Origin of the sequence: Polynucleobacter rarus, from assembly GCF_003072505.1 — a bacterium.
In the GTDB taxonomy this organism is placed as follows: domain Bacteria; phylum Pseudomonadota; class Gammaproteobacteria; order Burkholderiales; family Burkholderiaceae; genus Polynucleobacter; species Polynucleobacter rarus.
Map to the genome: position 1 here is coordinate 1,591,937 of NZ_NTGB01000001.1, position 24,361 is coordinate 1,616,297.

24 protein-coding genes are annotated in these 24,361 nt (G+C 40.7%); 9 read left to right on the forward strand and 15 right to left on the reverse strand.

All coding sequences use genetic code 11. The features are described 5' to 3' along the window. Nucleotides 1-4 precede the first annotated feature (4 nt). The 4 genes from AOC35_RS07505 to AOC35_RS07520 all read left to right on the forward strand — a co-directional run bounded on the left by AOC35_RS07505 (nucleotide 5) and on the right by AOC35_RS07520 (nucleotide 4,678). On the forward strand, nucleotides 5-1,132 hold the full coding sequence (locus AOC35_RS07505) for an LLM class flavin-dependent oxidoreductase (RefSeq protein ID WP_108646497.1): 1,128 nt from the start codon (nucleotides 5-7) through the stop codon (nucleotides 1,130-1,132). A 156-nt stretch (nucleotides 1,133-1,288) separates the two neighbouring features. Continuing rightward, nucleotides 1,289-1,516 carry an FIST N-terminal domain-containing protein gene (locus AOC35_RS07510; RefSeq protein ID WP_108646498.1) on the forward strand — a complete coding sequence of 76 codons (228 nt, stop codon included), beginning with the start codon at nucleotides 1,289-1,291 and terminating at the stop codon, nucleotides 1,514-1,516. A 47-nt stretch (nucleotides 1,517-1,563) separates the two neighbouring features. Further along, nucleotides 1,564-2,412, forward strand: coding sequence for an FIST signal transduction protein (locus AOC35_RS07515; protein WP_281259306.1), 849 nt, complete (start codon nucleotides 1,564-1,566; stop codon nucleotides 2,410-2,412). Next, the gene (locus AOC35_RS07520; protein ID WP_108646500.1) at nucleotides 2,405-4,678 is read left to right on the forward strand and encodes a sensor domain-containing protein; all 2,274 of its coding nucleotides are present in this window, start codon (nucleotides 2,405-2,407) and stop codon (nucleotides 4,676-4,678) included. Before AOC35_RS07515 ends, AOC35_RS07520 begins: the two co-directional genes overlap by 8 nt. A gap of 11 nt (nucleotides 4,679-4,689) precedes the next feature. Here AOC35_RS07520 and AOC35_RS07525 read toward each other — a convergent pair whose 3' ends face one another. The 4 genes from AOC35_RS07525 to AOC35_RS07540 form a co-directional block, all read right to left on the reverse strand. After that, nucleotides 4,690-7,200 carry a DNA internalization-related competence protein ComEC/Rec2 gene (locus AOC35_RS07525; RefSeq protein ID WP_159077520.1) on the reverse strand — a complete coding sequence of 837 codons (2,511 nt, stop codon included), beginning with the start codon at nucleotides 7,198-7,200 and terminating at the stop codon, nucleotides 4,690-4,692. Nucleotides 7,201-7,276: 76 nt separating this feature from the next. Continuing rightward, nucleotides 7,277-8,095, reverse strand: coding sequence for a TatD family hydrolase (locus tag AOC35_RS07530; RefSeq protein ID WP_108646502.1), 819 nt, complete (start codon nucleotides 8,093-8,095; stop codon nucleotides 7,277-7,279). A gap of 4 nt (nucleotides 8,096-8,099) precedes the next feature. Beyond that, nucleotides 8,100-8,810: an ABC transporter ATP-binding protein gene (locus AOC35_RS07535; RefSeq protein WP_108646503.1), complete on the reverse strand. Its 711-nt coding sequence runs from the start codon at nucleotides 8,808-8,810 to the stop codon at nucleotides 8,100-8,102. Beyond that, entirely contained in the window at nucleotides 8,803-10,095 is a 1,293-nt protein-coding gene (locus AOC35_RS07540) for a lipoprotein-releasing ABC transporter permease subunit (protein ID WP_108646504.1), read from the reverse strand. Before AOC35_RS07540 ends, AOC35_RS07535 begins: the two co-directional genes overlap by 8 nt. Nucleotides 10,096-10,139: 44 nt before the next feature. Between AOC35_RS07540 and AOC35_RS07545 the strand changes: the two genes are divergently transcribed. The 4 genes from AOC35_RS07545 to lysS all read left to right on the forward strand — a co-directional run bounded on the left by AOC35_RS07545 (nucleotide 10,140) and on the right by lysS (nucleotide 15,623). Then, a complete protein-coding gene (locus AOC35_RS07545) occupies nucleotides 10,140-11,147 on the forward strand; it encodes a hypothetical protein (RefSeq protein WP_108646505.1) in 1,008 nt (335 codons plus the stop codon). 26 nt (nucleotides 11,148-11,173) lie between these two features. Next, on the forward strand, nucleotides 11,174-12,928 hold the full coding sequence (gene recJ, locus AOC35_RS07550; protein ID WP_108648759.1) for a single-stranded-DNA-specific exonuclease RecJ: 1,755 nt from the start codon (nucleotides 11,174-11,176) through the stop codon (nucleotides 12,926-12,928). Between the two features lie 31 nt (nucleotides 12,929-12,959). Beyond that, nucleotides 12,960-14,064, forward strand: a protein-coding gene (gene prfB, locus AOC35_RS07555; RefSeq protein WP_108646506.1) for a peptide chain release factor 2 whose coding sequence is annotated in 2 segments (ribosomal slippage) — nucleotides 12,960-13,040 and nucleotides 13,042-14,064 — 1,104 coding nt in all. Because the reading frame shifts where the segments join, the coding sequence is not laid out codon by codon here. A gap of 11 nt (nucleotides 14,065-14,075) precedes the next feature. Further along, nucleotides 14,076-15,623 (forward strand): lysine--tRNA ligase, encoded by a 1,548-nt coding sequence (gene lysS / locus AOC35_RS07560; protein WP_108646507.1) that lies wholly within the window; start codon nucleotides 14,076-14,078, stop codon nucleotides 15,621-15,623. A gap of 71 nt (nucleotides 15,624-15,694) precedes the next feature. On the opposite strand, the gene fdx is transcribed toward lysS, so the two are convergent. From fdx to AOC35_RS07615, 11 genes are all read right to left on the reverse strand, one after another. After that, nucleotides 15,695-16,033: an ISC system 2Fe-2S type ferredoxin gene (fdx, locus tag AOC35_RS07565; RefSeq protein ID WP_108646508.1), complete on the reverse strand. Its 339-nt coding sequence runs from the start codon at nucleotides 16,031-16,033 to the stop codon at nucleotides 15,695-15,697. Between the two features lie 65 nt (nucleotides 16,034-16,098). Then, nucleotides 16,099-17,964: a Fe-S protein assembly chaperone HscA gene (hscA, locus tag AOC35_RS07570; RefSeq protein WP_108646509.1), complete on the reverse strand. Its 1,866-nt coding sequence runs from the start codon at nucleotides 17,962-17,964 to the stop codon at nucleotides 16,099-16,101. A gap of 14 nt (nucleotides 17,965-17,978) precedes the next feature. Next, complete coding sequence (gene hscB / locus AOC35_RS07575; protein ID WP_108646510.1) at nucleotides 17,979-18,536, reverse strand: Fe-S protein assembly co-chaperone HscB; 558 nt, start codon at nucleotides 18,534-18,536, stop codon at nucleotides 17,979-17,981. Further along, the gene (gene iscA / locus AOC35_RS07580; RefSeq protein ID WP_108646511.1) at nucleotides 18,502-18,825 is read right to left on the reverse strand and encodes an iron-sulfur cluster assembly protein IscA; all 324 of its coding nucleotides are present in this window, start codon (nucleotides 18,823-18,825) and stop codon (nucleotides 18,502-18,504) included. Before iscA ends, hscB begins: the two co-directional genes overlap by 35 nt. A 65-nt stretch (nucleotides 18,826-18,890) precedes the next feature. Next, a complete protein-coding gene (iscU, locus tag AOC35_RS07585) occupies nucleotides 18,891-19,280 on the reverse strand; it encodes a Fe-S cluster assembly scaffold IscU (protein ID WP_108646512.1) in 390 nt (129 codons plus the stop codon). Between the two features lie 26 nt (nucleotides 19,281-19,306). Next, nucleotides 19,307-20,527, reverse strand: coding sequence for an IscS subfamily cysteine desulfurase (locus AOC35_RS07590; RefSeq protein WP_108646513.1), 1,221 nt, complete (start codon nucleotides 20,525-20,527; stop codon nucleotides 19,307-19,309). A 59-nt stretch (nucleotides 20,528-20,586) separates the two neighbouring features. Then, nucleotides 20,587-21,168: an Rrf2 family transcriptional regulator gene (locus AOC35_RS07595; protein ID WP_108646514.1), complete on the reverse strand. Its 582-nt coding sequence runs from the start codon at nucleotides 21,166-21,168 to the stop codon at nucleotides 20,587-20,589. Between the two features lie 254 nt (nucleotides 21,169-21,422). Next, nucleotides 21,423-21,611, reverse strand: coding sequence for a YgaP family membrane protein (locus AOC35_RS07600; protein ID WP_108646515.1), 189 nt, complete (start codon nucleotides 21,609-21,611; stop codon nucleotides 21,423-21,425). Nucleotides 21,612-21,666: 55 nt separating this feature from the next. After that, on the reverse strand, nucleotides 21,667-22,086 hold the full coding sequence (locus AOC35_RS07605) for a YeeE/YedE family protein (protein WP_108646516.1): 420 nt from the start codon (nucleotides 22,084-22,086) through the stop codon (nucleotides 21,667-21,669). Further along, entirely contained in the window at nucleotides 22,083-22,526 is a 444-nt protein-coding gene (locus AOC35_RS07610) for a YeeE/YedE family protein (protein ID WP_108646517.1), read from the reverse strand. Before AOC35_RS07610 ends, AOC35_RS07605 begins: the two co-directional genes overlap by 4 nt. A 17-nt stretch (nucleotides 22,527-22,543) precedes the next feature. After that, complete coding sequence (locus AOC35_RS07615) at nucleotides 22,544-23,419, reverse strand: MBL fold metallo-hydrolase (RefSeq protein ID WP_108646518.1); 876 nt, start codon at nucleotides 23,417-23,419, stop codon at nucleotides 22,544-22,546. 91 nt (nucleotides 23,420-23,510) lie between these two features. On the opposite strand from AOC35_RS07615, the gene AOC35_RS07620 reads away from it, so the two are divergent. After that, the gene (locus AOC35_RS07620) at nucleotides 23,511-24,347 is read left to right on the forward strand and encodes a sulfite exporter TauE/SafE family protein (RefSeq protein ID WP_108646519.1); all 837 of its coding nucleotides are present in this window, start codon (nucleotides 23,511-23,513) and stop codon (nucleotides 24,345-24,347) included. Nucleotides 24,348-24,361 lie beyond the last annotated feature (14 nt).

Consider the following 24,361-nt stretch of genomic DNA (forward strand, 5'->3'; position numbering starts at 1 on the left):
TACAATGAGACTAGGTTATTTCACGATGCCTTTGCATCCGTTAGAGCGAGATGGCACTGAAACACTTCACGAGGATCGTCAAACGATTATTTTTGCAGACCAACTAGGCTTTTACGACGCGTTCGTGGGTGAACATTTAACCGATCAGGCTGAAAATGTCACCAATAGTATGATTTTCTTGGCAACCCTGATTTTTGAAACGAAAAATATCAAATTAGGTACTGGTACTTCCAACTTATCCCATGCCCACCCTACTTTAATTGCAGCCCAAGCAGCAATGTTTGATCGATTGGCAAAAGGTCGTTTTATTTTTGGTATTAGTCCCGGTGCTCTTGCATCTGATGCCGAGGCTCTTGGAATCCTTTCTGAAGATCGTAGTAAGATTTTTGCCGAAGCAATTGATGTTATTTTAGCGATTTGGTCAGGTGAACCTCCATATAACATTGATTTACCAAACAATCGCTTTAAGGTTAGTGTACAAAATACTCAAGTGTTAGAAATCGGTAGAGGTTACATCATGAAACCTATGCAAAAGCCCTATCCTGAAATTGTGGGCACCGTTGTTGCTCCTTTCTCAAAAGGGGTAATTGCCATGGGTCAAAGAGATTTCCATCCGATGTCGGCCAATTTTCTACTCGAGAATTGGCTACCAAGCCACTGGAATAACTTTTCTCAAGGAAAGCAAAACGTTGGTCAACAAGCGCTAGTAAAAGATTGGCGGGTTGCCAGAACTGTTTTTGTGGGAGATGACTCTAAAATCGCCAAAGAATATGGCAAGTCCAATAGTAACAGCCCATATCGTTATTACTACAAGCAAATGTTAACGAAAATGAAAATCTCTAACCGTCACGTGATTTTCAAGAAAACCCAAGAAGCGGATGATTCTACCATTAGTTTGGATGGTATCTTGGATGATTTAGTCATTTGTGGCACTGTAAATGAAGTTGTAGATCAAATTTTATCCATGCAAGAACGTATCGGTTGCAACATCGGTGAAATCGTTTATGCCGGTATGGATTTAGTGGATCCGATATTGGGTAGAAGATCAATGGAATTAATGGCCCATGAAGTAATGCCTCGCGTAAATGAAGCAATGGGCCTAGGTTATGTTACCAATGCAGATGCAATTTAAATCTATTATTAAACGATATTTAACCTTTAAGAAAATTTAGAGAACTATTTAAGCTAAAGATGGGAACAAGCTTAGGGAAATCAATGTAAAGTATATATACTGTTTTAAAAGCTCTAATAAGAGTAACTCTTTAACTTTGAAAAGTTAGTTCTCACTATGAATATTCAGCAAATTAGTTGGGATAAAAAAAATGGCTGGGATACCCTTTCGAACTTTCAATCCACTTCAGATGTTGTGTTCGTCTTTGCTGACACTGACTTCTTCTATCAAGAAGAGTGCTATCAAGCATTAACAAGTTTTTATCCCAAGGCAGATATTATTAGTTGCTCTTCATCGGGAAATATCAGAAATGCAAAAGTTTCAGATGACAACCTCACAGTTTAGCGCTGCAATTTGACAAGAGTTGGATCAAGGCCATTGGTATAGACCATATTTCATCTGCAAAAATTGCAGATGAAATACAAGAAGCGCTCAAAGATTTTCCCAAAGAACATTTAAGACACTGTTTTATTGTTTGTGACGGATTTGATGTGAATGCAACTGATTTAGCACAGAGCTTAAGCCTTCATGTGAATGAAATCTCAATTACAGGGGGGGTGGCTGGCGATGCAAATCGTTTTGCTAAAACTGGTACCATGTTTAATGGTAAAACCAAAAAAAATCAGATTGTTATTGTAGGTTTTTACGGTGCCCTGCATATTACAAGCGGATTTTCTACTGGTTGGACGGAGTTTGGGGCTGAAAGACGCGTTACTCGCTCCTTCAAAAATACCGTGTATGAACTCGATCATGAACCTGCTTTAGATATCTATGAAAGATATTTAGGTGAACAGGCACAAGAACTCCCTAGTAGTGGTTTGCGATTCCCTCTTTCTATTCGCAAAACAGCTGATGATTATCCTATCATTAGGACTCTTTTGGGTATTAACCGAGATGATCATAGTTTAACCTTTGCTGGCGATATGCCGGAGGCTAGTTTTGCACGTCTCATGAAAACAAATATAGACTCCTTACTCGAATCAACTCAAGAAAGAATTAGCCTACTAAAGAACCAACACAAAAAAAATAAAGGCTTATGTCTCGTTGTAAGTTGTGTTGGTCGCAGACTTGTCTTAGATCAAATTTCCGAGGAAGAATTAGAGTTGCTCGCTGCCGAGCTTGGAAGTGGGTTTAATATTTCTGGCTTTTACTCTTATGGCGAGTTTGCTTCAAGCAAACTGCAAGGTTGCCAACTACACAATCAAACTTCAACCATCACCCTGATTTCTGAAGATGAGTGATCCCTTTTTATCTTTCACTGAGTTCAAACCTAATACGCATCGTTTATTGCGAAGACAACTTCGTCAAGTTGCTGAGAAAGATATAGAAATTGAAACCAAATGGCACTCACTATTAAGCTTAGTAAACGAAGCCTATTTAGCGGCAGATCGGGATAAACGTTTATTAGAAAACGCATTGGATACCAGTGCTGATGAATTAACTACTGCAAATTCAAAGCTGCAATTATTTATTAATAATGCACCAGCAGGGATTGCAATGTTTGATAACAAAATGAATTATTTGTTTGCAAGCAAACGTTGGTTAGATGATCGCAAAATTAATTCTTATGATGTTATTGGTAAAAATCATTATCGAATTTTTCCGGACATGCCAGAAAAATGGAGACAATCCCATCTTCGCTGTTTGGCTGGTGGGACCGAAAGTTGTGACGAGGATTTAATTGTATTATCCGACGGCACTGAGGCTTGGGTTCGTTGGGAGATGCTCCCTTGGAAAAACCCTAAAGGTCAAATTGGTGGGATTATCATCCTCTCGGAGAATATTACTAAAAGAAAAATGGCGGAGGCAGAATTACACATCGCATCCGTCGCTTTTCAATCTAGAGATCCTATGCTTGTCACTAACGCTAAAGGGGTAATATTGAAAGCTAATGAAGCTTTTTCATTGGCTACTGGATACTCATTAAAGGAGTTAATCGGTAAAAATCCATCCCTCTTTAAATCTGAGGAACACCAAGATCCAGCCTTCTATCGAAATCTTTGGGAAGCAATTCTTTCGGAAGGTCGCAGGGAGGGGAATATTTGGAATCGTCGCAAAGACGGTGCTATTTACCCTATTTGGCTTTCTATCTCTGCAATTCGCAACACCAAGGGGGAAATCAATCATTTTCTAGCTATTTATTCAAATATTAGAGACCCTAGAGAAGCTGAAAGAAAAATCTTGGAATTGGCCTTTTATGACCCCCTGACAGACCTTCCTAATCGACGTCTTTTAATTGATCGTCTTCAGCAAGTACATTTTCAATCGGTTCGCTCAGGAAAGTACGGTGCCGTTTTGATGATTGACTTAGATCATTTCAAAACGATTAATGATATCTACGGTCATGACGTTGGTGATGAAATTCTAATAGATGTTTCCAAGTGTTTACGCGGTGCTTTGAGGGAGTCAGATACAGCAGCTAGATTGGGTGGAGATGAGTTTGTTGTTCTGCTCGCAGAGTTAGGGAGTGACATAAAGGCTGCAAGAATATCGATTCAGGTAGTTTTAGACAAGCTCAATCATTTACTGAGTCAAGACAAAGTAATTAATGGCGTCAAACACAACGTTACCGTTAGTATTGGTGTTGCCACCTTTCCCAATTCCGAAAAAGACCTTGGTTTATTGTTTAAACAAGCGGACATTGCCCTGTATCAAGCAAAATCTTCAGGCCGAAATACAGTCAGAGTTTTTAATAGCGAAATGCACGAGAAATTTATAAAACGTGCAAGTCTCTCGGATCGATTAAAGTTCGCAGTCAAAAACGATGAGTTTGTAATTCACTATCAACCTCAAGTGAATTTTAATGGTAAATTAAAAGGAGCTGAGGCCCTACTAAGATGGCGAACTCCTGACAATGAGTTAATTCCACCATTATCTTTTATTCCATTAGCAGAAGAAAATGGCTTGATTGTTCCAATTGGATATTGGGCAATTGAGAAAGTTTGCAAGCAATTAGTTGCATGGCGGGAAAATCATTTAACAGCAGAACTCTGCTTATCGATCAACATTAGTGCACAACAATTTCGGCAAATCGACTTTTCTAATCGGTTAAAGCAAATATTGCTCGAAACTGGCGCAAATCCACGTCTACTGACACTAGAACTGACTGAGAGTTTTTTACTAAATGACCTTGATCATGTCATTAGTATCATGTTGGATTTGCGCGCCATTGGGGTGCGCTTCTCGATTGATGATTTTGGGACTGGATACTCTTCTTTAACCTATTTAAAAAGATTACCGCTAGATGAAATTAAAATTGATAAAAGTTTTGTAACAGACTTAATGAATGATCCTGGTGACAGGGCAATTATTCGTTCAATCTTAACATTAGCAAAAAGCCTAAATTTGGATGTAACTGCTGAGGGAATTGAATTACCTGAACAGCGTGATTTTTTAGTCCAAGAAGGTTGCGATACCTTTCAAGGCTATTTATATGGAAAACCTACAGCAATTGATCCGTTTAACACTTTTATTAATGAGTTTTCTTCAAGTGAAAACGCACATTAAGATTTGTAAAATTACTGTTGTTTCCTGAAGTATTCTTTATTAAAAAGTTCCTTTTGAGATTCCCAGCGTTGTGCCCCAGTGATATTTGTATCCAACAAAGTAATTCCTCGTAATTCATAACGTGCAACTACGGAAGGATGGGGATGGTTATAGCGATTTTTATATCCTGATTGCGAAAATGCCGTATTAGGGTCTAACAAATTTATAAATTCAGGGTTTGAGGACGTTTTACTGCCATGGTGAGGTGCCATCAGAACAATATTTTTTTGAAGAATTTTTCTAAGTTCATCTTTTTGCTGAGTTAACCTCTCAACAATCTCCTGTTCAGCTCCTTTTTCAACGTCTCCAGTTAACCAGACTGAATGATGTTGATTTCTCACCTCAATCACACAACTCATTTCATTCGGTTTGCCGAGATAAAATTTTTTCTCAAAAGTGGTTTTTTCATGGGGATGCCAAACATAAAACTCAACCCCATCCCATACCCAGGAAGTTCCAGCTTGACATGGCGAAATTTGTACACCACTTTTTAAATAATGTTGATGTAACGGATGATTTTCAGGAATTGAGCCAATCGATTTTTTTACCGGAAATCCTTCTAAGATAGAAGCTAAACCACCCACATGGTCAGCATCTTGGTGGCTTATCGCTAGCTGATGAATTTCACTAATCCCCCGTGCTCGTAAATACGGCAAGATGATTCTTTTACCTGGATCAAAATTACCACTCGCAGGACCCGTGTCATAAAGCAGGGTATGGTTTTTGGTTTCGATGAATATGGCACTTCCCTGCCCTATGTCCCAAACCAACATTCGAAACTCTCCCTTCAATACGCCATTGCCTAAGATCCAATGCTTGGGCAAAAGTAGAAAAAGGCACAGCAATAATCCGAATAATCTGGATTGCCAAAAAGCCATAATTGAACCAGGACGGATGGCGATGATAACTCCTACAATACCTATCGCAAGTAACCAACCATTGGGTTTGGCTGCATAAATGATAGACCAGGGAAAAGCCGCCAAGAATTTTAAAAACCATGCCAAGATGGAAAAAAAGAAATGGGCTAACCATAAACAAGCATCACCAAACCACCAAGGTAGTAATACTCCCAGCATGGCAAAGGGAGTGACTAAAAAACTAACGATTGGAATCGCAACGGCATTCGCAACTGGGGACGCTAATGAAATTTGAAAAAACCACCACAAAGTCAGTGGAATTAAAGCAATTGTCACAACAGCTTGAACCCGACAGGCTTCTTTGAGAGAGTTCTTTAATTTATCTATAAAGATCAAATCAATATCTATGTGGCTAGAATCTTCTTTTGGGGGCATTGCATATAAGATTGCAGCAACAGCCCCAAAAGATAAACAAAAGCCTGGAGTAAAAATGGCCCAAGGATCCAAGAGCAATACGATGCCTAAAGCCCACCACCAAATATCAAAAGCTTTAGGCACACGACATAGAAATAAATAAACCCCCACCACGCCAACCATTAACATGGTTCGTTGTGCAGGTACTTGAAAACCGGCTAAAAAGGTATAAAGCAATGCACTGATAAAACCAATCAGAGCTGCGAATTTTTGAGCTGGAAAATATAAAGGGAATCGAGTTCTTCGCCAAATTAGGTTGGCTAAGTAAGCACCAACTGCTGCAAACATGGTGACATGGAGTCCTGAAATCGAAATCAAGTGCCCAATACCCGTTGCATTAAAAACTGTCCAATCTTCTTGAGAAATCGCTTGTTGATCACCCATCACAAGAGCACTAATAACTCCAGCATAAGGAGCTTTTTGACTCAAGGAGTGAGTGACTTTTTCTCGAATGAGGTATCGAAGCTTAGCAACTACAATTGGAAAACTCCAAACTTCAAGATCACTCAGCTCCCCATAGGCTTGAGTCATAAATCCACTACCATCGATAGATTGCGTCATCATCCACTGCTCTAAATCGAATCCGTGGGGATTTTTGAGGCCCCGAGGTGCCTTCAGCTTTACCGTCAAATACCATACTTGTCCCGGGATGATTTCAGGAATGACGATGTTTTTTTGTGAGGTCTCAATATCCCATTTTGGATTAGGTCGATTCCAGTTAATGGATAGACGTTTGGGAAGCGGTTGAATGGAAAATTGTGAATTAATGTGTGCGAGATCACCCCAAGATAAAATCGACACATTAAATTGCACACCCTGATTAGTTTTTTTGGGTAGATCATCCACCACCACTTGTAAACGTATTAATTGGCCATCTAATGCAGTTGGTAATTGACGTGCAGTGCGTTCTGATGAAAGGAAATTAACTTGAAAAAATCCTACCCAGAAAACCATAGCTCCTATACACAATATACGAAACCTGATTTGTAAAAACTCCTGCCAAACAATCGGATGCGAAAAATAAAAATGAGCGACAACATACGCTGCAATCAAGATACCAAAGGGCAGAAATAACTCTAAAAATTCTGGCCAACCCTTTAAATACAAACAAGTCCATTGCCCAAGCATGAACATAGTAATCACAATACGCACAACAATTCCTCTCCGCGGAGTTTTACTCCTCGAGTTCTTTTAAGAGATGGATCTGAGTGGAAGAATTACTGGTGAACTACACTTGCATTAGTCGATCTAAGCGAGGTAGTACTGCTCTAATATTGTTTAAATTCATGTGTGCTACAGCTAACTGCGATAGTTCTCTTATATTACCAAAAATTTGTGCAATGGCTGGAATTTCTAAAGGCTCATTACGTCGAAGGTGCTCGGAAGAATTATTTAACCAAGCCGGTGGTATGTCGGGCGCATCGGTCTCTAACACATAGGACGCTAGTGGGAGATCAATCGCTAAACGACGAATTTGTAGAGCTCGATCATAGGTAAGCGCACCACCAAAGCCTAATTTAAAATTCAATTTTAGAAACTCATTGGCTTGCACGTGACTGCCATTAAAGGCATGGGCAATACCGCCGGATAGCACTGTTTTTCGAAGACGTTTTAAAATTTGATCTTGCGATTTTCTGACATGAAGAATTACTGGCAAATCAAACTCTTTCGCTAGTTTCAATTGTTCCTCAAAAAACCACTCTTGTTTGTCTGCGTCTAGATTCGTTACAAAATAGTCAAGGCCGATTTCACCCATTCCAACAAAATGCGGATGATGAATATATTTTTCTATGTAATGCCGTAAAACGACTATGTCTGATTCATTAGCACTTGGCGTATAAAGCGGATGAATCCCTAGAGTAAAACAAAGATATGGGATGACAGGTAGCCATTTTTCAACAATGTCAATGACTTGATCGATCGATTGGATATCAACCGTTGGCACCAATATGCCGGTAACACCCTGCTTTGCTGCTCGAGCAATAACAAGTGGTAAATCCTGTGAAAACTCTTTAGCGTCTAAATGGCAATGCGAATCAAACCACATAGACTCACTCTGTTCCTGAGGAAATAGGATTGACCAACCCTCCGGTAGTCAACTTTAAAATTCGATCACAGCGCTTTGCTCGCAATGGATCATGCGTCACAATCACAAACGCAGTACCTATTTGACTTGCAACTTCCATCATCAAATTAAATACTTGATCCGCTGTCTGCGCATCTAAGTTTCCAGTAGGTTCATCTGCTAGCACGCAAGAAGGTTTACCGACTAAAGCACGGGCCACGGCAACACGTTGACGCTCCCCTCCAGAAAGCATTCCAGGCGTGTGCTCTAGTCGATCCTGTAAACCAACCTTGGTCAACATAACAAGGGACTGTGCAAAAGCTACTTTCTTAGAAAGACCTCGAATACGCAGTGGCATCGCCACGTTTTCTAACGCTGTAAACTCTGGTAACAAATGATGAAACTGATAAATAAAACCGAGTTTTTCGTTACGAACTCGGTTTCTCTCTAATTCATTAAGAGATGAAAAATCTAATCCAGATAAACTGACAGTTCCTTCTGTAGCAGTATCTAATCCCCCTAAAATATGCAATAAAGTACTTTTACCAGAGCCAGAAGCACCCACAATCGCAATCTTTTCTCCAGCCTCTACCATTAAATCAACCCCATTTAAAACTTCTAAGCTTTGATTATTGCTATTGAATATTTTCCGCACGCCTTTGGCAACTAATACGGGAGAAGATGCAAACTTATTCATAACGTAGGGCCTCCGCTGGATTAATTTTTGCAGCTCGCCAACTTGGGTAAAGAGTTGCTAACAAACTCAGTAAAAATGCCATTAGACTGACTTTTAGAACATCCTCAGTATGGATGTCAGAGGGCAACTCACTAATAAAATAAATATCTTTTGGTAAAAATTGGACTCTAAAAATTGACTCAATAGCAGGTACAATCACGTCAATATTAGCTGCGATTAATAAGCCAAAAAGAACGCCAAAAATAGAGCCTAAAAAACCAATCGCTAAACCTTGGATAAAGAATATTTTTTGAATCATCTGAGAGGAAGCACCCATCGTCCGCAAAATTGCAATGTCGGCCTGTTTATTGGTCACTGTCATCACCAAAGTTGAAACTAAATTAAAAGCGGCAACCCCTATGATCAAAGCCAAAATAATGAACATCATCCGTTTTTCGGTTTGAACTGCAGCAAACCAATTACGATTTTGTTGCGACCAGTCAGAAGCAAAAAAATTACGTGGAAGACGACGATTGATTTCATAAGAAACTAATGGGGCTATATTCATATCATCTAACCGCACACGCAAACCAGTCGGCTTGGAAGACCGAATCATTGCACCAGCATCCCGCCAATGCATCAAAACAAGGGAATTGTCGTACTCATAATGACCACTATCAATGATCCCAACAACTTGGCATACACGTTGCCTTGGCATTACACCGGCAGGTGTTATGTCTCCGTCAGGAACCATTACAGAGACTTTATCGCCCATCTGCACACCTAAATTTAAAGCGAGTTGACTGCCTAGTGCAATACCAAATTCGCCTGGTCGTAAATCTTGGATACGGCCATTACTAAACTGTGTGGGCAAATCGGAGACATTACTTTCTGCACGGGGATCAATCCCTCTTAATTCAACGCCGCGCATTACTCCGGCATGAATCAAAAGACCTTGCGTTTGCAAAAGAGGCGCAACACCTTTGACATGAGGGTTTTGCCTAATTATCTGAGTAAAAGCTGCAACATCGTCAATACCATCTTGCGAACGAATTTCAATATGAGACAAGACTGAAAGCATTTTATCCCGTACTTCTTTTTGAAAACCATTCATGACAGATAAAACCACAATTAAAGCGGCAACTCCAAGGGCGATACCAACCATAGACAAAGTTGCGATAAATGACAAAAAACCGTCTTTTTTATCACCGACACTTTTCTTTTTAGCTCGGACATAGCGCAAACCAATTTCTACGTAAATTGGTAACTCAAAAAAAGTTTTAAGGGGATTTTTTAAAGAATTCATCTCTCTAGTTTAATTCGTAATTAATTAAGCCTTAAAATAACCAGATGAATTTGCAAATTAACCTTAATACCCCATCTCCACACTCCCTATTAAAAAACCCAGAAAAAGCACAGTCCGCCGATGAATTCGAGCAAAATGGTACTTGGGATGAGATTTTTATGCTGGGACAGCAAGTCCCTCTCGCAGCTATCGAAACGCTGCAATATCAGGCAGTTAACCCAATGGATGACTGGGCATCCCTCGTATTGGTTCATTTGCATGCTACCCGTGATCATATTATTCTTCTTGACCCTAAAATTCTCGTCATTACTGCAGAGGAAGAAAAATTATTGAGAAAGAGTGTGCAAGAAGTCTTGGATACATTTTTATTAAACCAGGTAATACCCACCGGAACTTCTTGGTTATTTTGTACTAATGAGTTCAGTAATCTACATACAAGTTCAGTAGAACTTACCAATGGTAGAAATATCGATGTATGGATGCCAAAAGATATAGGAAAAACTGGTGTAGCAAGAAAATGGCGTCAAATGCAAAATGAGATTCAAATGATTTGGCATAACCACCCAGTTAATCTTGCGCGATCTGAAAGGGGAGAATTGCCAATTAATTCTGTATGGCTTCAAGGGGTAGGATCACTCTCGCAAATCCATCCGCATTCTCTGATCAAGTTCTCTAAAGAGTTACATGGTAATTCCTTAACACTTGCAAATGTCGCTCAGTTCTTAAATAAACCATTTCATCGTTTAAATGCAAAAGAAATTTCCGAATTAGAGCAAGGAGTCCACTTCATCGATGGACGTAACAATCTCTCGAATGAGATGTGGGAGTCAATTTGGCAAGCCTGTTTAAAGTTACTCCATCAGGAAAAAATTTCCCATATTCAATTGACTACAGAGGTTTTTGGTAAAACCCACACTAGTAAAGTTCAAGTATCTGACTTTAATTTTAAACCTAGTTTTTTGAATACCTATTTTTTTAAACAACGTTCAATCAAACAAAAATTTCCGAGTTGGGAAAGTTTTGAATCAAATATCCATTGGCAACCGGAGTAATGATCTGCGAGGATCGATCAGAAAAGATGCAATTATTACAACGTGAAACCAATCCAACACTAATCAATCAATTGATTGAATCGGGAGTTGACCCGATTATGGCAAGGCTGTGGACATCACGTGGCGTAATTAGCCCAGAGGAGCTTATTCTTGAAACCAAGTTTTTAATCCCACCAACTGAACTAAAAGGCTGTCTCGAGGCAGCCAAGTATCTCTTGCAATCGATTCAAGCACATAAAAATTTACTAATTGTGGCTGATTATGACTGTGATGGGGCGACAGCTTGTGCTGTGGGTCTCCTTGGTCTGCGCCAACTTGGACTACCCTTCAATATATCGGTTGATTTTTTAGTACCTAATCGCTTCACAATGGGCTATGGATTAACCCCCGAAGTCGTTGATATGGCTGCTAAACGTAATCCTAAACCCGATATCTTAATTACTGTAGATAATGGTATTGCTAGTCTTGCTGGTGTTGCCCATGCTAGGGCAATTGGGATGGAGGTAATAGTCACAGATCATCATTTACCTGCTGATGAGACGCCTGATACACCCTATATCGTCAATCCCAATCAGCGGGGTTGCCAATTTCCAAGTAAAGCACTAGCCGGTGTCGGAGTCATGTTTTATGTCTTATTAACACTTCGCAAACTAATGCGAGAACAAGGCATCTTTTCATCAGATTCACAACCAAAAATTGAGGACTTATTAGATTTTGTTGCACTCGGAACAGTAGCTGATGTCGCTAGTCTAGATCGTAATAATCGAATCTTAGTTACTGCAGGTTTAAAAAGAATGCGGGCTCAAAGAATGCACCCTGGGATTGCTGCCCTATTTACAATTGCAGACCGTAAACCAGAAATCGCCAGTACCTTTGATTTAGGATTTGGTTTAGGGCCAAGATTAAACGCTGCGGGTCGTCTTGCCGATATGACTTTGGGGATTCGTTGCTTAATTTCTAGCTCAAATACAGAGGCCCTTTCACTTGCGGCTGAATTAGATCGTATGAATCGCGATCGACGCCATATTGAAGCTGAAATGAAAGAAACAGCTCTCGATTCAATGGCTGAAATAGAGGTCGATAATCAAAATGCTCTAACACTGTTTGACGCCTCTTGGCATCAAGGGGTAATTGGGATATTAGCTTCAAGGCTCAAAGAAAAATACCATCGACCAGTAATTATTTTTGCACCGGCAGAAGAAACGATGCCAGACGGTACGGCTATTTTAAAAGGTTCTGGTAGATCAATTAATGGCTTTCATCTGCGCGATGCACTAGATATTATTTCGAAAAAATTTCCTAACATGATTTTAAAGTTTGGGGGACACGCTGCTGCCGCAGGTTTATCGATCAGTCATGCAATGCTTGAACCCTTTTCTCTTGCTTTCGAAACGGTTGCACAAGAAATATTAGACGAGGATACGCTCAATCGGAAACTATTACATGACGGTGAGTTACCCTCTGAAATGATCGCTCCAGCCCTTGCCCAAGCTTTATCAGATCAAGTATGGGGGCAAGGTTTTCCAGAACCCATCTTCACAGGCAAGTTTAAAGTTCTTAAACAAACAATCTTAAAAAATAAACACTTAAAGGTGGAATTACAAGCCCTAGATGATGGTAATTTAAATGATAAAACAGGGACTATTTTTGCTGGTATTTGGTTTCATCATCATGAATTTATTACCCCTGAATCTAGCTTGGCTTACCGCTTACAAGTCGATAACTACTTATCTTATCCACGTGTTCAGTTATTAATCGAAGCACAGTCAACAGAAATTTAACGAATTTTAAGCGAGGCTTTATAATAGTCGGATGGAAGCCGAACGCATAAACACACTACAAACAAATTTATCCTCATTACGCACCCGCGTTGCAGATCTCCGGGGGTACCTTTGACTACGATACCAAAAAACAACGCCTAATTGAAGTGAATATGGAGTTGGAAGACTCCAAGGTCTGGGACGATCCCAAACACGCTCAAGCATTAGGTAAAGAGAAAAAAATTCTCGATGGTGTGGTCACTAATATTGAAAAGTTGCAAACTGATCTAAGCGGTGCGATAGACCTTTTTGATCTAGCGGCAGCTGAAGGTGACGAAGAGACTATTGAAGCGATTGAAGCAGATGAGAAGCAGATAGAAGTCATTGTTGCTGATTTAGAGTTTAGAAGGATGTTCTCCAACCCTATGGACTCATGTAATTGCTTTTTAGATATTCAAGCTGGTGCTGGTGGAACCGAAGCTTGTGATTGGGCTAGTATCTTGCAAAGACAATATTTAAGATACTGTGAGCGTAAAGGTTTCAAAGTTGAAGTTTTGGAAGAATCGGACGGTGACGTAGCAGGTATTAAAAGTGCCACATTAAAGATTGATGGTGAATATGCCTTTGGGTTTTTAAGAACGGAAACGGGCGTACACCGTTTAGTTCGTAAATCACCTTTTGACTCTTCTGGTGGCAGACATACTTCTTTTGCCAGTATCTACGTATATCCCGAAATTGATGATTCGATTGAAATTGAAATCAATCCAGCCGATATTCGGACTGATACCTACCGTGCTTCTGGCGCGGGTGGGCAGCACATTAATAAAACCGACTCTGCAGTGCGTTTAACCCATATGCCAACAGGTATTGTGGTGCAGTGTCAAAATGACCGAAGCCAGCATCGTAACCGTGCAGAAGCGATGACCATGCTTAAGTCAAGGTTATATGAACATGAGTTACGTAAACGTCAAGCAGAAGCCGATAAATTAGAAGCCACTAAAACCGACGTAGGTTGGGGTCATCAAATTCGTTCTTATGTACTAGATCAAAGCAGAATTAAAGATTTACGAACTGGCGTAGAAGCATCAAACACGCAAAAAGTATTAGACGGCGATTTAGATCCTTTTATTGAGGCCAGCCTCAAAATGAACATTTAAACGAGTTATAAATGACAGCAGAAAATAACAATCCAATCCAAGCAACAGAACATCTTGATGAAAACCACATCATGGCTGAGCGCCGTGAAAAAGTGGCTCAGCTACGCGCTAAAGGTGTTGCTTTCCCGAATGATTTTGTGCCAGAACACTTCGCACTTGATCTTCATACGCATTACAACTCTCTCTCGAAAGAAGAGTTAGGACAAAAAAATATCCAAGTCAAAATGGCTGGACGGATGATGCTCAAGCGGATTATGGGTAAAGCTAGTTTCGCCACGATTCAAGATACTACAGGTCAGATTCAGTTCTATATTAACGATGATGCAACAGGTGTTGAGTCTCATAGTGACTTTAAACATTGGGATATGGGCGATATTATTGCCGGTGAAGGTACTCTATTTAAAACGAACCGTGGTGAGTTATCAGTCCAAGTTAAAACTTTACGGATGCTCAGTAAATCGATTCGTCCTTTACCTGACAAGTTCCATGGCTTGCAGGATCATGAAACGAAATATCGTCAAAGATATGTCGATTTAATTGTTTCTGCTGAAACTCGTCAAACCTTTATTACACGTAGTAAAGCCATGACAGCTCTGCGTCATCATATGCAGGATGCGGGCTTTATGGAAGTTGAAACGCCAATGTTGCATGTGATTCCAGGGGGTGCTGCGGCGAAGCCTTTCATCACGCATCATAACGCGCTCGATATGGAGATGTATTTAAGAATTGCGCCTGAGCTTTATTTAAAACGCTTAGTGGTTGGTGGCTTCGATCGTGTTTTTGAAATCAATCGTAACTTCAGAAATGAAGGTGTTAGCCCGCGCCATAATCCAGAATTTACCATGATGGAATTTTACGCAGCTTATACCAACTATCAATGGTTAATGACTTTTACTGAAGAGTTGATTCGTGCTGTTGCGATTAAAGCGCATGGTACTGCAGCCCTCACTTATCAGGGCCGTGAACTGAATTTATCAGAGCCATTTGACCGACTCACCATTTGCGAAGCAATTCAAAAGTACGGTCCTCAGTCTGGCAAAAACTATTCTGATGCACAATTAGCTGATAGAGAATTCATCAGACAAGAACTCAAAGCGGCTGGTGAACATATTGAAAGCCCGACTCTCAAAAATGCGGGCTTAGGGGCGCTGCAATTAGCTTTATTTGAAGCCTGTGCCGAAGAGCATTTGTGGCACCCTACCTATATTATTGATTATCCAATCGAAGTCAGTCCGCTCGCACGTGAATCCGATAACCGACCTGGTATTACTGAGCGCTTCGAATTGTTTATTACTGGTCGCGAAATAGCCAATGGTTTTTCTGAGCTCAATGATGCCGAAGATCAAGCTGCACGTTTTCAAAAACAAGTTGCTCAAAAAGAAGCAGGCGATGAGGAAGCAATGTTTTACGATCATGACTTCATCCGTGCCCTAGAGTATGGCCTTCCACCAACCGGTGGTTGTGGTATTGGAATTGATCGTTTGATGATGTTGATTACTGATTCTCCAAATATTAGAGACGTCATTTTATTCCCGCACTTAAGACGCGAAGAAATCTAAAAGCTTTACTGAGATAGTGATGTAAAGCCAGCCAAATTACATGGCTGGTTAATCAGCAAATTTACGGCTGATTAATGATTTTCTTTAGCGTGATTGATAGAGTACTTTGGAATTTCTATCACAATTTCCTCTTGACCAACAAAAGCTTGACAAGACAGGCGTGACAAATGAGTTAAGCCCCAAGCACGATCTAATAAATCATCTTCCACTTCATCACTAGGATTTAATGTTTTAAATCCCTCTCTTACTATTACATGACAAGTCGTGCATGCAGCAGACATTTCACAAGCATGTTCAATCGGAATATCATTTTCAAGTAATGCTTCGCAAATGGAGGTGCCCGGAGTAGCCTCAATAACTGCACCATCTGGACAATATTCTTCGTGAGGTAAAACGACTATTTGTGTCATAGGGTTGGATGTGATATGTTGAGTGATTGGATGTGAAAGACTTGTGGGGTTAAACACCCCCCTGATTAAATTTCGCTAAGATTTTTTCCTGTTAAAGCACGCCGGATATTTGCATTCATTCTGTTTGCTGCAAATTCTTCCGTTGCATCTGATAGGGCTGTAATGGCAGCATGAATCTCTTCAGAGTCTTGACTATGCTCTTTTAACTGTTCTAGAACACGGATCTTACTTTCGATATCAAGTTTTTCCTGAGTCGATAATAAGTCACCATCTTGGGCGATAGAATTGAATACCGCTTCTAGTAATCGCTGAGCTTCTACTTGCTCTTCACGGATTGCACGCAGTTTCATATCTTCTGCTGCACTTTGAAAACCCTCTGTCAACATGCGCGCAATATCGCCGTCGGCTAAACCGTAACTCGGTTTAACATGGATCGATGCCTCCACTCCAGAAATTTGTTCTTTAGCACTCACCGATAACAATCCGTCTGCGTCGACTTGGTATGTCACACGAATCCTGGCAGCTCCTGCTACCATTGGCGGGATATTGCGTAACTCAAAGCGTGCCAACGATCTACAATCTGGCGCTAACTCACGTTCACCCTGCACCACATGAATTGCCATGGCTGTTTGACCATCTTTGAAGGTAGTAAAGTCTTGCGCCTTGGCAACCGGAATCGGTGTGTTACGTGGAATAATTTTTTCTACTAAACCACCCATCATTTCAACACCCAATGAGAGTGGAATGACATCTAACAACAACCACTCATCATTTTTGTTTTTATTACCCACCAGCAAATCAGCCTGCCTCGCAGCACCCAAGGCAACTACCTCGTCTGGATTTAAATCATTTAAAGGCTCTTTTTGGAATAAATTCTTCACAGCTAATTGGACTGCTGGATTACGTGTTGAGCCACCTACCATCACTACGCCTTGAACTTCATCTTGATCGATGGCAGCATCCTTGAGCGCTTTTTTAACCGCTTGCATGGTGCGAATAATTAGGGGCTTCGTCAAATGATCAAACTCTGTTTGAGAAATTGAATATTGCACAGCAATGGAAGAATCAAAGGTGTGTTCAATTAGAACAACAGGGTGTGAGCTTAAGGTTTCTTTAGCACTTTTACATTTAAGTAAAACAGCACGACGATCTTCTGCAGATAAATTAGTTATACCTGCATGCTCAATCACTGCTTGCATTAATATATGATCAAAGTCATCGCCACCTAATGCAGAATCGCCACCTGTAGAAAGAACTTCAAATACACCTTTAGAAAGACGTAAAATCGAAATATCAAAGGTTCCACCACCGAGGTCATATATGGCGTAAATACCTTCAGAGGCATTATCAAGACCATAGGCAAGCGCGGCAGCAGTCGGCTCGTTGAGAAGACGTAGCACTTTAATCCCAGCCAATTCTGCAGCATCTTTAGTCGCTTGGCGCTGAGCATCATCGAAGTAAGCAGGGACAGTGATTACGGCACCTTCAATTTCGTCATCAAACGAATCCTCAGCGATTTGCCTAAGTCTTGCTAAAATTTCTGCCGAAACCTCGACCGGACTTTTAGGACCTGCAACCGTCTGGATTTTCAGCATCCCTGGGGAATCAATAAATTCGTAGGGAAGATTTTGAAGGTTTTTAATATCCTGCAAACCTCTGCCCATCAAGCGTTTGACTGAAATAACCGTATTTTGTGGGTCTTCTACGGCATGGGCTAAGGCCTCATAACCTGCCTGTGTTCTACCATCTGGTAAATATCTGATGATTGAAGGTAGGATTCTTTGCCCTGAGTCACTGTGCAAGACCTCAGGTAGCGCATTTTTCATGCTTGCCACCAAAGAATTCGTGGTACCTAAATCAATCCCAATAGCGATACGACGTTCATGGGGATTTCTTGATTGACCAGGTTCTGAAATTTGCAATAAAGCCATATAGTGTTTTTGAATTAAATAAGTGCTGAAATACGATGATCTATTTCTTCTAAAAATCGCTCTAAAAATAAACAGGCTCTCAAACTTTCAAGCGCCTTTTCTAAGTTTTGTTCCTGATCTATTTGTACCGCAACTTGATCAGTTAACTCCTTCAGAGCTTCATTCACCTCATCTTGCAACAAGTTGAGTGATTCTAACTGATTACGAGCTTCGTCCATGGCTTCACGCCACTCCATTTGTTGCATCAGAAAAGCTCTAGGCATTGCTGTATTTGTTTCTAACTGCGCATCCAACCCTGCTAACTCACATAAATAAAAGCCACGTGGAATCGCTTGTTTTAAAGTCTGATGTGCCGTATTGGCAAAGGTCGCCAACTGCAAGGATTGACGCTTTTGAGCATCACTTCCTTGGGCATGTCGATCCGGGTGAACTTCTTGTTGAATTTTTAGATAGGCTTGATCAAGTTTAGTACGATCAATTTTAAATTGCCGTGGCAATTGAAAGAAATCAAAATAATCTTTAAAAGCGTTTCGTGGATTAGACTCGGAAAGATTCACCACACCCGCACTCATCTTTAACATTAGGGTTTTGAAACTTAAATCCTTCGTTCAATCCTTCTCTAGCAAAATCCAACTGAGTGCCGTCCAAGTAAGGCATACTTTTTGGATCAACAAAAACTTTGATTCCTTGAGATTCAAACATTTGATCATCCGGCAAGGCTTGGTCAACGTACTCTAATTCGTAGGCAAGTCCTGAACAGCCAGTCGTTCTTACCCCAAGTCGCAAACCAATCCCGTGACCTCTTTTACTCAGATTCCGATTCACATGCTTAGCAGCTTTTTCCGTCAGACTAATCGACATGGTACTTTTTCCTCACCTCTTTTTTTCATTCTATGATCAATATACTTTATACAACCTTGAGCAAATTACTGCGCTGCAGTGTGCTTCTCACGATAGTCAGCAACAGCAGCTTTAATTGCATCTTCAGCCAAAATAGAGCAATGGATTTTTACTGGCGGCAATGCTAACTCTTCAGCAATTTGTGCATTTTTAATTTCTAAGGCCTGATCTAAAGTTTTACCTTTGACCCATTCAGTTACCAAAGAAGAAGAAGCAATAGCAGATCCACATCCATAAGTTTTAAACTTTGCATCTTCGATTACACCTTGATCATTTACACGAATCTGCAGCTTCATCACATCTCCGCAAGCTGGCGCCCCAACCATACCTGTGCCAACAGCCTCATCCCCTTTTTCAAAGGATCCAACATTACGTGGATTCTCATAATGATCAATTACTTTGTCGCTATATGCCATGATTTTTCCTTAATTATTCAATAGATTTAATGTGCTGCCCACTGGATCGTATCTAAATCGATACCATCTTTAAACATCTCCCAAAGTGGAGATAATTCTCTTAACTTAGAAATTTTTTCTTTTACTAGTTCAATCGTAAAATCTACTTCTTCAATCGTAGTAAAGCGACCAACACTAAAACGAATCGAGCTATGGGCCAACTCATCGTTACGACCTAGTGCGCGAAGCACGAATGAAGGCTCTAGTGAAGCGGAAGTACAAGCAGATCCTGATGAAATGGCTACATCTTTCAACGCCATCAACATCGACTCACCCTCAACATAATTAAAACTGATATTTAAATTATGTGGCACTCGACTATTCATATCGCCATTCAGATACACTTCTTCAAGGGTCGACAATCCAGTCCATAAACGATCACGCAACATTCTGATTCTGGTACTTTCCGTAACCATTTCTTCTCTGGCCAAACGGAACGCTTCACCCATCCCAACAATTTGATGGGTTGGTAAAGTGCCGGAACGCATGCCTCTTTCATGACCACCACCATGCATTTGAGCTTCAATGCGAATCCTTGGTTTACGACGCACAAATAAAGCACCGATGCCTTTTGGCCCATAGGTCTTGTGGGCTGAAAAGCTCATCAAGTCGACTTTTAAGTTCGCTAAGTTAATGTCAATTTTGCCAGTTGCCTGCGCAGAATCCACATGAAATACAATTCCTTTTTCACGGCACATTTCACCAATTTTTTCAATATCTTGCACAACGCCAATCTCATTGTTCACGTACATGACTGAGATTAAAATCGTATCAGGTCTAATGGCAGCGATTAATTGATCATAATCAATTAAGCCGTTTGGTAAAACATCTAAATAGGTAGCCTCAAAGCCTTGGCGCTCGAGTTCTCTAACAGTGTCAAGGGTTGCTTTATGTTCTGTTTTAGGGGTAATAATGTGCTTACCCTTATCTTTATAGAAATGAGCCGCACCTTTAATCGCTAGATTAATACTTTCCGTTGCACCGCTTGTCCAAACGATTTCTCTTGGATCGGCGCCAACTAAACTAGCAACTTGAGCGCGCGCTTCCTCCACAGCCTCCTCAGCTTCCCATCCAAAAGCATGACTACGTGATGCTGGATTACCAAATTGCTCTCTTAGGTAAGGGAGCATTTTGTCTACGACTCGTGGGTCGATAGGGGTTGTGGATGAATAGTCCATATACACTGGAAAGTGTCTAGCACTAAACATCGGAAGTGGGTTCAATACGGGAGTATTATGCTGGCTCATTTTCTAATCGATTCAATATACTAAGTTTGTTGGGCAAAATTAAAAACAGAGTTAGCTATAAACGGTTTGTTTTCAGCTTCCGCTATTTTTTTTCTTTTGTTATCTATTACTTCTTGACGCTTCTCAATTTCATCCGGGCTCACCCTTGGATTAGTCTTGACAAACATTGGCACATGCGAGTCTTTGTCCTTTTGGGCTTTGACCACATCATTCAACGTTACAGATTGTAAATAATCTACCATTTTTTTGTTGAGGTTCGACCATAATTCATGGGTCATGCACTCACCTAAATGTCCACGTTTACTCTGACAATTTCCTTTGTTACCACATTGAGTTGCATCAATTGGTTCATCGACCGCTGTAATAATCTCAGCGATTGAGATTAATTTATCTTCCCTAGACAAGGAATAACCGCCCCCTGGGCCACGGGTACTTTGAACGATATTGACACGACGCAACTTCCCAAACAACTGCTCTAGGTAAGATAAAGAAATATCCTGTCTAGAACTGATCTCTGATAATGTTACAGGACCGTTATGTTGCCGCATTGCCAAATCGATCATTGCTGTTACTGCAAACCTACCTTTAGTTGTCAATCTCATATTTCTCCAACTTTCTTCATTTAGTCAACAGCCGGATTGGTTTCCGGCGCCTTAAATACCTTTGAGGATTTGGTAAACCCTTCAAATTATTCCTAGTATAACAAATACCCGACTGAAATGCTCGGGAATAGAAATAATCCAGCCTTGCTCACTAAAGCTAAGGAAAAAAAGGGGAAAATTTAGGCGTGAATTCGCAAAGCAAAGAGAAGCTGTTTACATAGCTTTGTAGTTACAACAAATTAATGTTTAAGAACTTATAGGTCCTTAGGTGTGGTTTTAAAGCCAATGAGTCGATAGGCAGGACAAAACCTCATCAGACCGGTCACAATTAGAATCAAACCCAGCCAGCCCCACACACCAATGACGCCCAGAAATGTTAGGAAAACTAGAACTGAGCCTACAACTACTCTTAAAATGCGATCATTTAAGCCGATATTGTTCATTTTTAAATCCTTTTTAATTTACCTACCTGCTAACTACAAAATCAATCCCACTTTCTCATTTTTTCAAATAATGCGATGCCAAATCAATCACTTTCATTCCCATGATCATCGGAATAATGAAATATAACAATTCATAACGTCCGTCTCCCAATGCAACAATTGCGGGACCGGGACAATATCCTGCGTAGGCCCATCCCACCCCAAACAAAAAGCTCCCTAATACAAGTCGAGCATCAATATGAGAAGTCCCTGGAAAATGTAAGGTTTCTCCAAGTAATGTTTTTTGGCTTCGTCCCAAATATAAAAATGCTACGAGAGTTACAGCAATGGCCCCCATCATCACTAAAGCGAGTGAAGGATCCCAATTGCCAAATAGATCTAAAAAACCAATCACTTTAGCTGGGTTGGTCATGCCTGACAAAATTAATCCAAAACCAAACACTAAACCACTAATTAGCGCTGTTAATTGATTCATGCTTTCACCCCGTGCAAAAAATAATAACAAGCAAGAAAGCCAGCAGCCATAAAGCACAATGTGGCTATTAGTGAGCGTAAAGACAAACGACCTAAGCCACAAACACCATGACCACTAGTACAACCGGAGCCTAAACGGGTGCCCACTCCCACTAGCAGTCCAGCAATCATGAGTTGGGTAATACTAGCGTGGTCTTCTACTTTTGGAATATAGGCGATAGCGCGGTAAAACATGGGAGACAACAGCATCCCAAAGATAAATAACAAACGCCAACGATAATGCTCTTTAGGCGGAGTACCACCTGTAAACAGTTGCGAAACAATTCCTGACACACCCATGATTCGGCCGTTGAACAGAGCTAAGATTGCTGCCGCAATTCCAATCAAGGCGCCCCCAGCTAGGGCACTTTGCGGGGTAAATTCTAGCCAATTAATGGTCATCTTCTTCTCTCTTTGATTTAAAGCATATTTAAAGGAATCTTCAAATAGGCAACCCCATTTTCTTCTACTGGCGGAAAATGCCCAGCCCTAATATTTACCTGAATCGACGGCAAAATTAAGACTGGCATTTCTAGAGTCTTATCCCTTTTCGTGCGTATGTCAACAAACTCTTCTTTCGTCACGCCGTCATGAATATGAATATTATTTTCTTTCTGCTCTTTTACCGAACTAATATGACTAATAGGGCGATTATTGGGTGGATAGTCATGACACATAAATAAACGCGTGTCTTCAGGATAAAGCAACAATTTTTGAATGGACTCGTAAAGATTGACTGCATTGCCACCAGGAAAATCACACCGTGCGGTGCCCACATCGGGCATAAATAAGGTATCACCCACAAAGATAGCATCGCCAATCTGATAAGCAAGACAAGCGGGAGTATGCCCAGGAACATCGATTGCTAGACAACTTAAATTGCCAAAAGTCAAAATCCCATCTGGCGGGATTAAATAATCAAATTGTGACCCATCTCGCTTAAAGGATGGTTCGAGATGAAAGACCTTACTAAAGACATCTTGAATCGTGGTAATTTGAGAACCAATCGCAATTTTGCCACCCAGTTTAGATTGTAAATAAGGCGCAGCAGTTAAGTGGTCGGCGTGCGCATGGGTCTCTAAAATCCAATGGCACTGCAAGTTTTCTTGCTGAATAAATTCAACAACTTCATAGGCAGAGTGAGTAGCGGTTCTGCCTGACTTGTGATCATAGTTCAGCACCGAATCGATAATGATGCAAGGCGTGCCGGAATCCTCATAAACAATGTGAGTAAACGTCCAGGTTCCCAGATCAAAAAATGTCTTCACTTTTGGCTGACTGTTGAGATTAAGCATAAAGCTCCAAGATTTAAAAATGACTAGAAGAGATGCCTTATATTACTTTATATTATATACTTATGTTTATTAACATATAAAGATGGCAATAATGATAGATTTATCACACCTAAACCAATTTACCCCCCAAGGGTTGCCGGTTGCTTTAGGCTTTGTGGTAGGTTTTATCCTCTCCCTCACTGGTGCAGGTGGAGCAATTTTGTCTGTGCCCTTACTTGTCTTTGGCATGGGCTTGACTGTGAACCAAGCAGGCCCCATTGGGCTCCTAGCGGTTAGCATATCAGCTGGCATCGGCTCCATCTTAGGATTAAAAGAAAAAATCTTACGTTACAAAGCAGCAGGATTGATGGCTAGTTTTGGTTTAATCTTATCTCCAATTGGTTTATGGTTAGCCCATCAACTACCAAATCAACCCTTATTGACTATCTTCTCAATCGTCTTGTTTTACACCTCGAGTCGAATGATGTACCAATCCTACTGTGAAGCAAAAGGGATTGTACAGAGTCACTCTAAGGTGGTTCCATGCCATTTAAATAAATCCATTGGTAAATTAATTTGGACTGTTCCTTGTGCCAGATCATTAGCCCTAGCTGGGTCAATGGCTGGCTTTTTTTCTGGACTCCTAGGTGTGGGAGGTGGTTTTATTATTGTGCCTAGTTTAAAAAAAGTAACTGATCTGCCAGCTCTCTCAATCGTGGCGACATCCTTAGGTGTTTTAACAATCGTTTCTTTCGGCGGCGTGATAAATGCCACAGTTGCGGGCTTGATGATCTGGACGATTGCCATCCCTTTCGCAACGGGTTCTCTACTGGGGTTGATGCTCGGCCGGGCCACAGCTAAAAAATTATCTGGGCCAACAATTCAAATCATCTTTGCCGTATTTTCTTTTGGTGTTGCCATCATGATGGGATTCAAAGCCATTTTGTAATCAGGTGAACCTCA

Excerpts from the sequence above, each read along its gene's own strand:
- AOC35_RS07505 (WP_108646497.1), top strand. The coding sequence starts at position 5 with ATGAGACTAGGTTATTTCACGATGCCTTTGCATCCGTTAGAGCGAGAT.
- AOC35_RS07510 (WP_108646498.1), top strand. The coding sequence starts at position 1,289 with ATGAATATTCAGCAAATTAGTTGGGATAAAAAAAATGGCTGGGATACC.
- AOC35_RS07520 (WP_108646500.1), top strand. The coding sequence starts at position 2,405 with ATGAGTGATCCCTTTTTATCTTTCACTGAGTTCAAACCTAATACGCAT.
- AOC35_RS07530 (WP_108646502.1), bottom strand. The coding sequence starts at position 8,095 with ATGTGGTTTGATTCGCATTGCCATTTAGACGCTAAAGAGTTTTCACAG.
- AOC35_RS07535 (WP_108646503.1), bottom strand. The coding sequence starts at position 8,810 with ATGAATAAGTTTGCATCTTCTCCCGTATTAGTTGCCAAAGGCGTGCGG.
- AOC35_RS07540 (WP_108646504.1), bottom strand. The coding sequence starts at position 10,095 with ATGAATTCTTTAAAAAATCCCCTTAAAACTTTTTTTGAGTTACCAATT.
- AOC35_RS07545 (WP_108646505.1), top strand. The coding sequence starts at position 10,140 with ATGAATTTGCAAATTAACCTTAATACCCCATCTCCACACTCCCTATTA.
- recJ (WP_108648759.1), top strand. The coding sequence starts at position 11,174 with ATGCAATTATTACAACGTGAAACCAATCCAACACTAATCAATCAATTG.
- lysS (WP_108646507.1), top strand. The coding sequence starts at position 14,076 with ATGACAGCAGAAAATAACAATCCAATCCAAGCAACAGAACATCTTGAT.
- fdx (WP_108646508.1), bottom strand. The coding sequence starts at position 16,033 with ATGACACAAATAGTCGTTTTACCTCACGAAGAATATTGTCCAGATGGT.
- hscA (WP_108646509.1), bottom strand. The coding sequence starts at position 17,964 with ATGGCTTTATTGCAAATTTCAGAACCTGGTCAATCAAGAAATCCCCAT.
- hscB (WP_108646510.1), bottom strand. The coding sequence starts at position 18,536 with ATGAGTGCGGGTGTGGTGAATCTTTCCGAGTCTAATCCACGAAACGCT.
- iscA (WP_108646511.1), bottom strand. The coding sequence starts at position 18,825 with ATGTCGATTAGTCTGACGGAAAAAGCTGCTAAGCATGTGAATCGGAAT.
- iscU (WP_108646512.1), bottom strand. The coding sequence starts at position 19,280 with ATGGCATATAGCGACAAAGTAATTGATCATTATGAGAATCCACGTAAT.
- AOC35_RS07590 (WP_108646513.1), bottom strand. The coding sequence starts at position 20,527 with ATGTTTAGTGCTAGACACTTTCCAGTGTATATGGACTATTCATCCACA.
- AOC35_RS07595 (WP_108646514.1), bottom strand. The coding sequence starts at position 21,168 with ATGAGATTGACAACTAAAGGTAGGTTTGCAGTAACAGCAATGATCGAT.
- AOC35_RS07600 (WP_108646515.1), bottom strand. The coding sequence starts at position 21,611 with ATGAACAATATCGGCTTAAATGATCGCATTTTAAGAGTAGTTGTAGGC.
- AOC35_RS07605 (WP_108646516.1), bottom strand. The coding sequence starts at position 22,086 with ATGAATCAATTAACAGCGCTAATTAGTGGTTTAGTGTTTGGTTTTGGA.
- AOC35_RS07610 (WP_108646517.1), bottom strand. The coding sequence starts at position 22,526 with ATGACCATTAATTGGCTAGAATTTACCCCGCAAAGTGCCCTAGCTGGG.
- AOC35_RS07615 (WP_108646518.1), bottom strand. The coding sequence starts at position 23,419 with ATGCTTAATCTCAACAGTCAGCCAAAAGTGAAGACATTTTTTGATCTG.
- AOC35_RS07620 (WP_108646519.1), top strand. The coding sequence starts at position 23,511 with ATGATAGATTTATCACACCTAAACCAATTTACCCCCCAAGGGTTGCCG.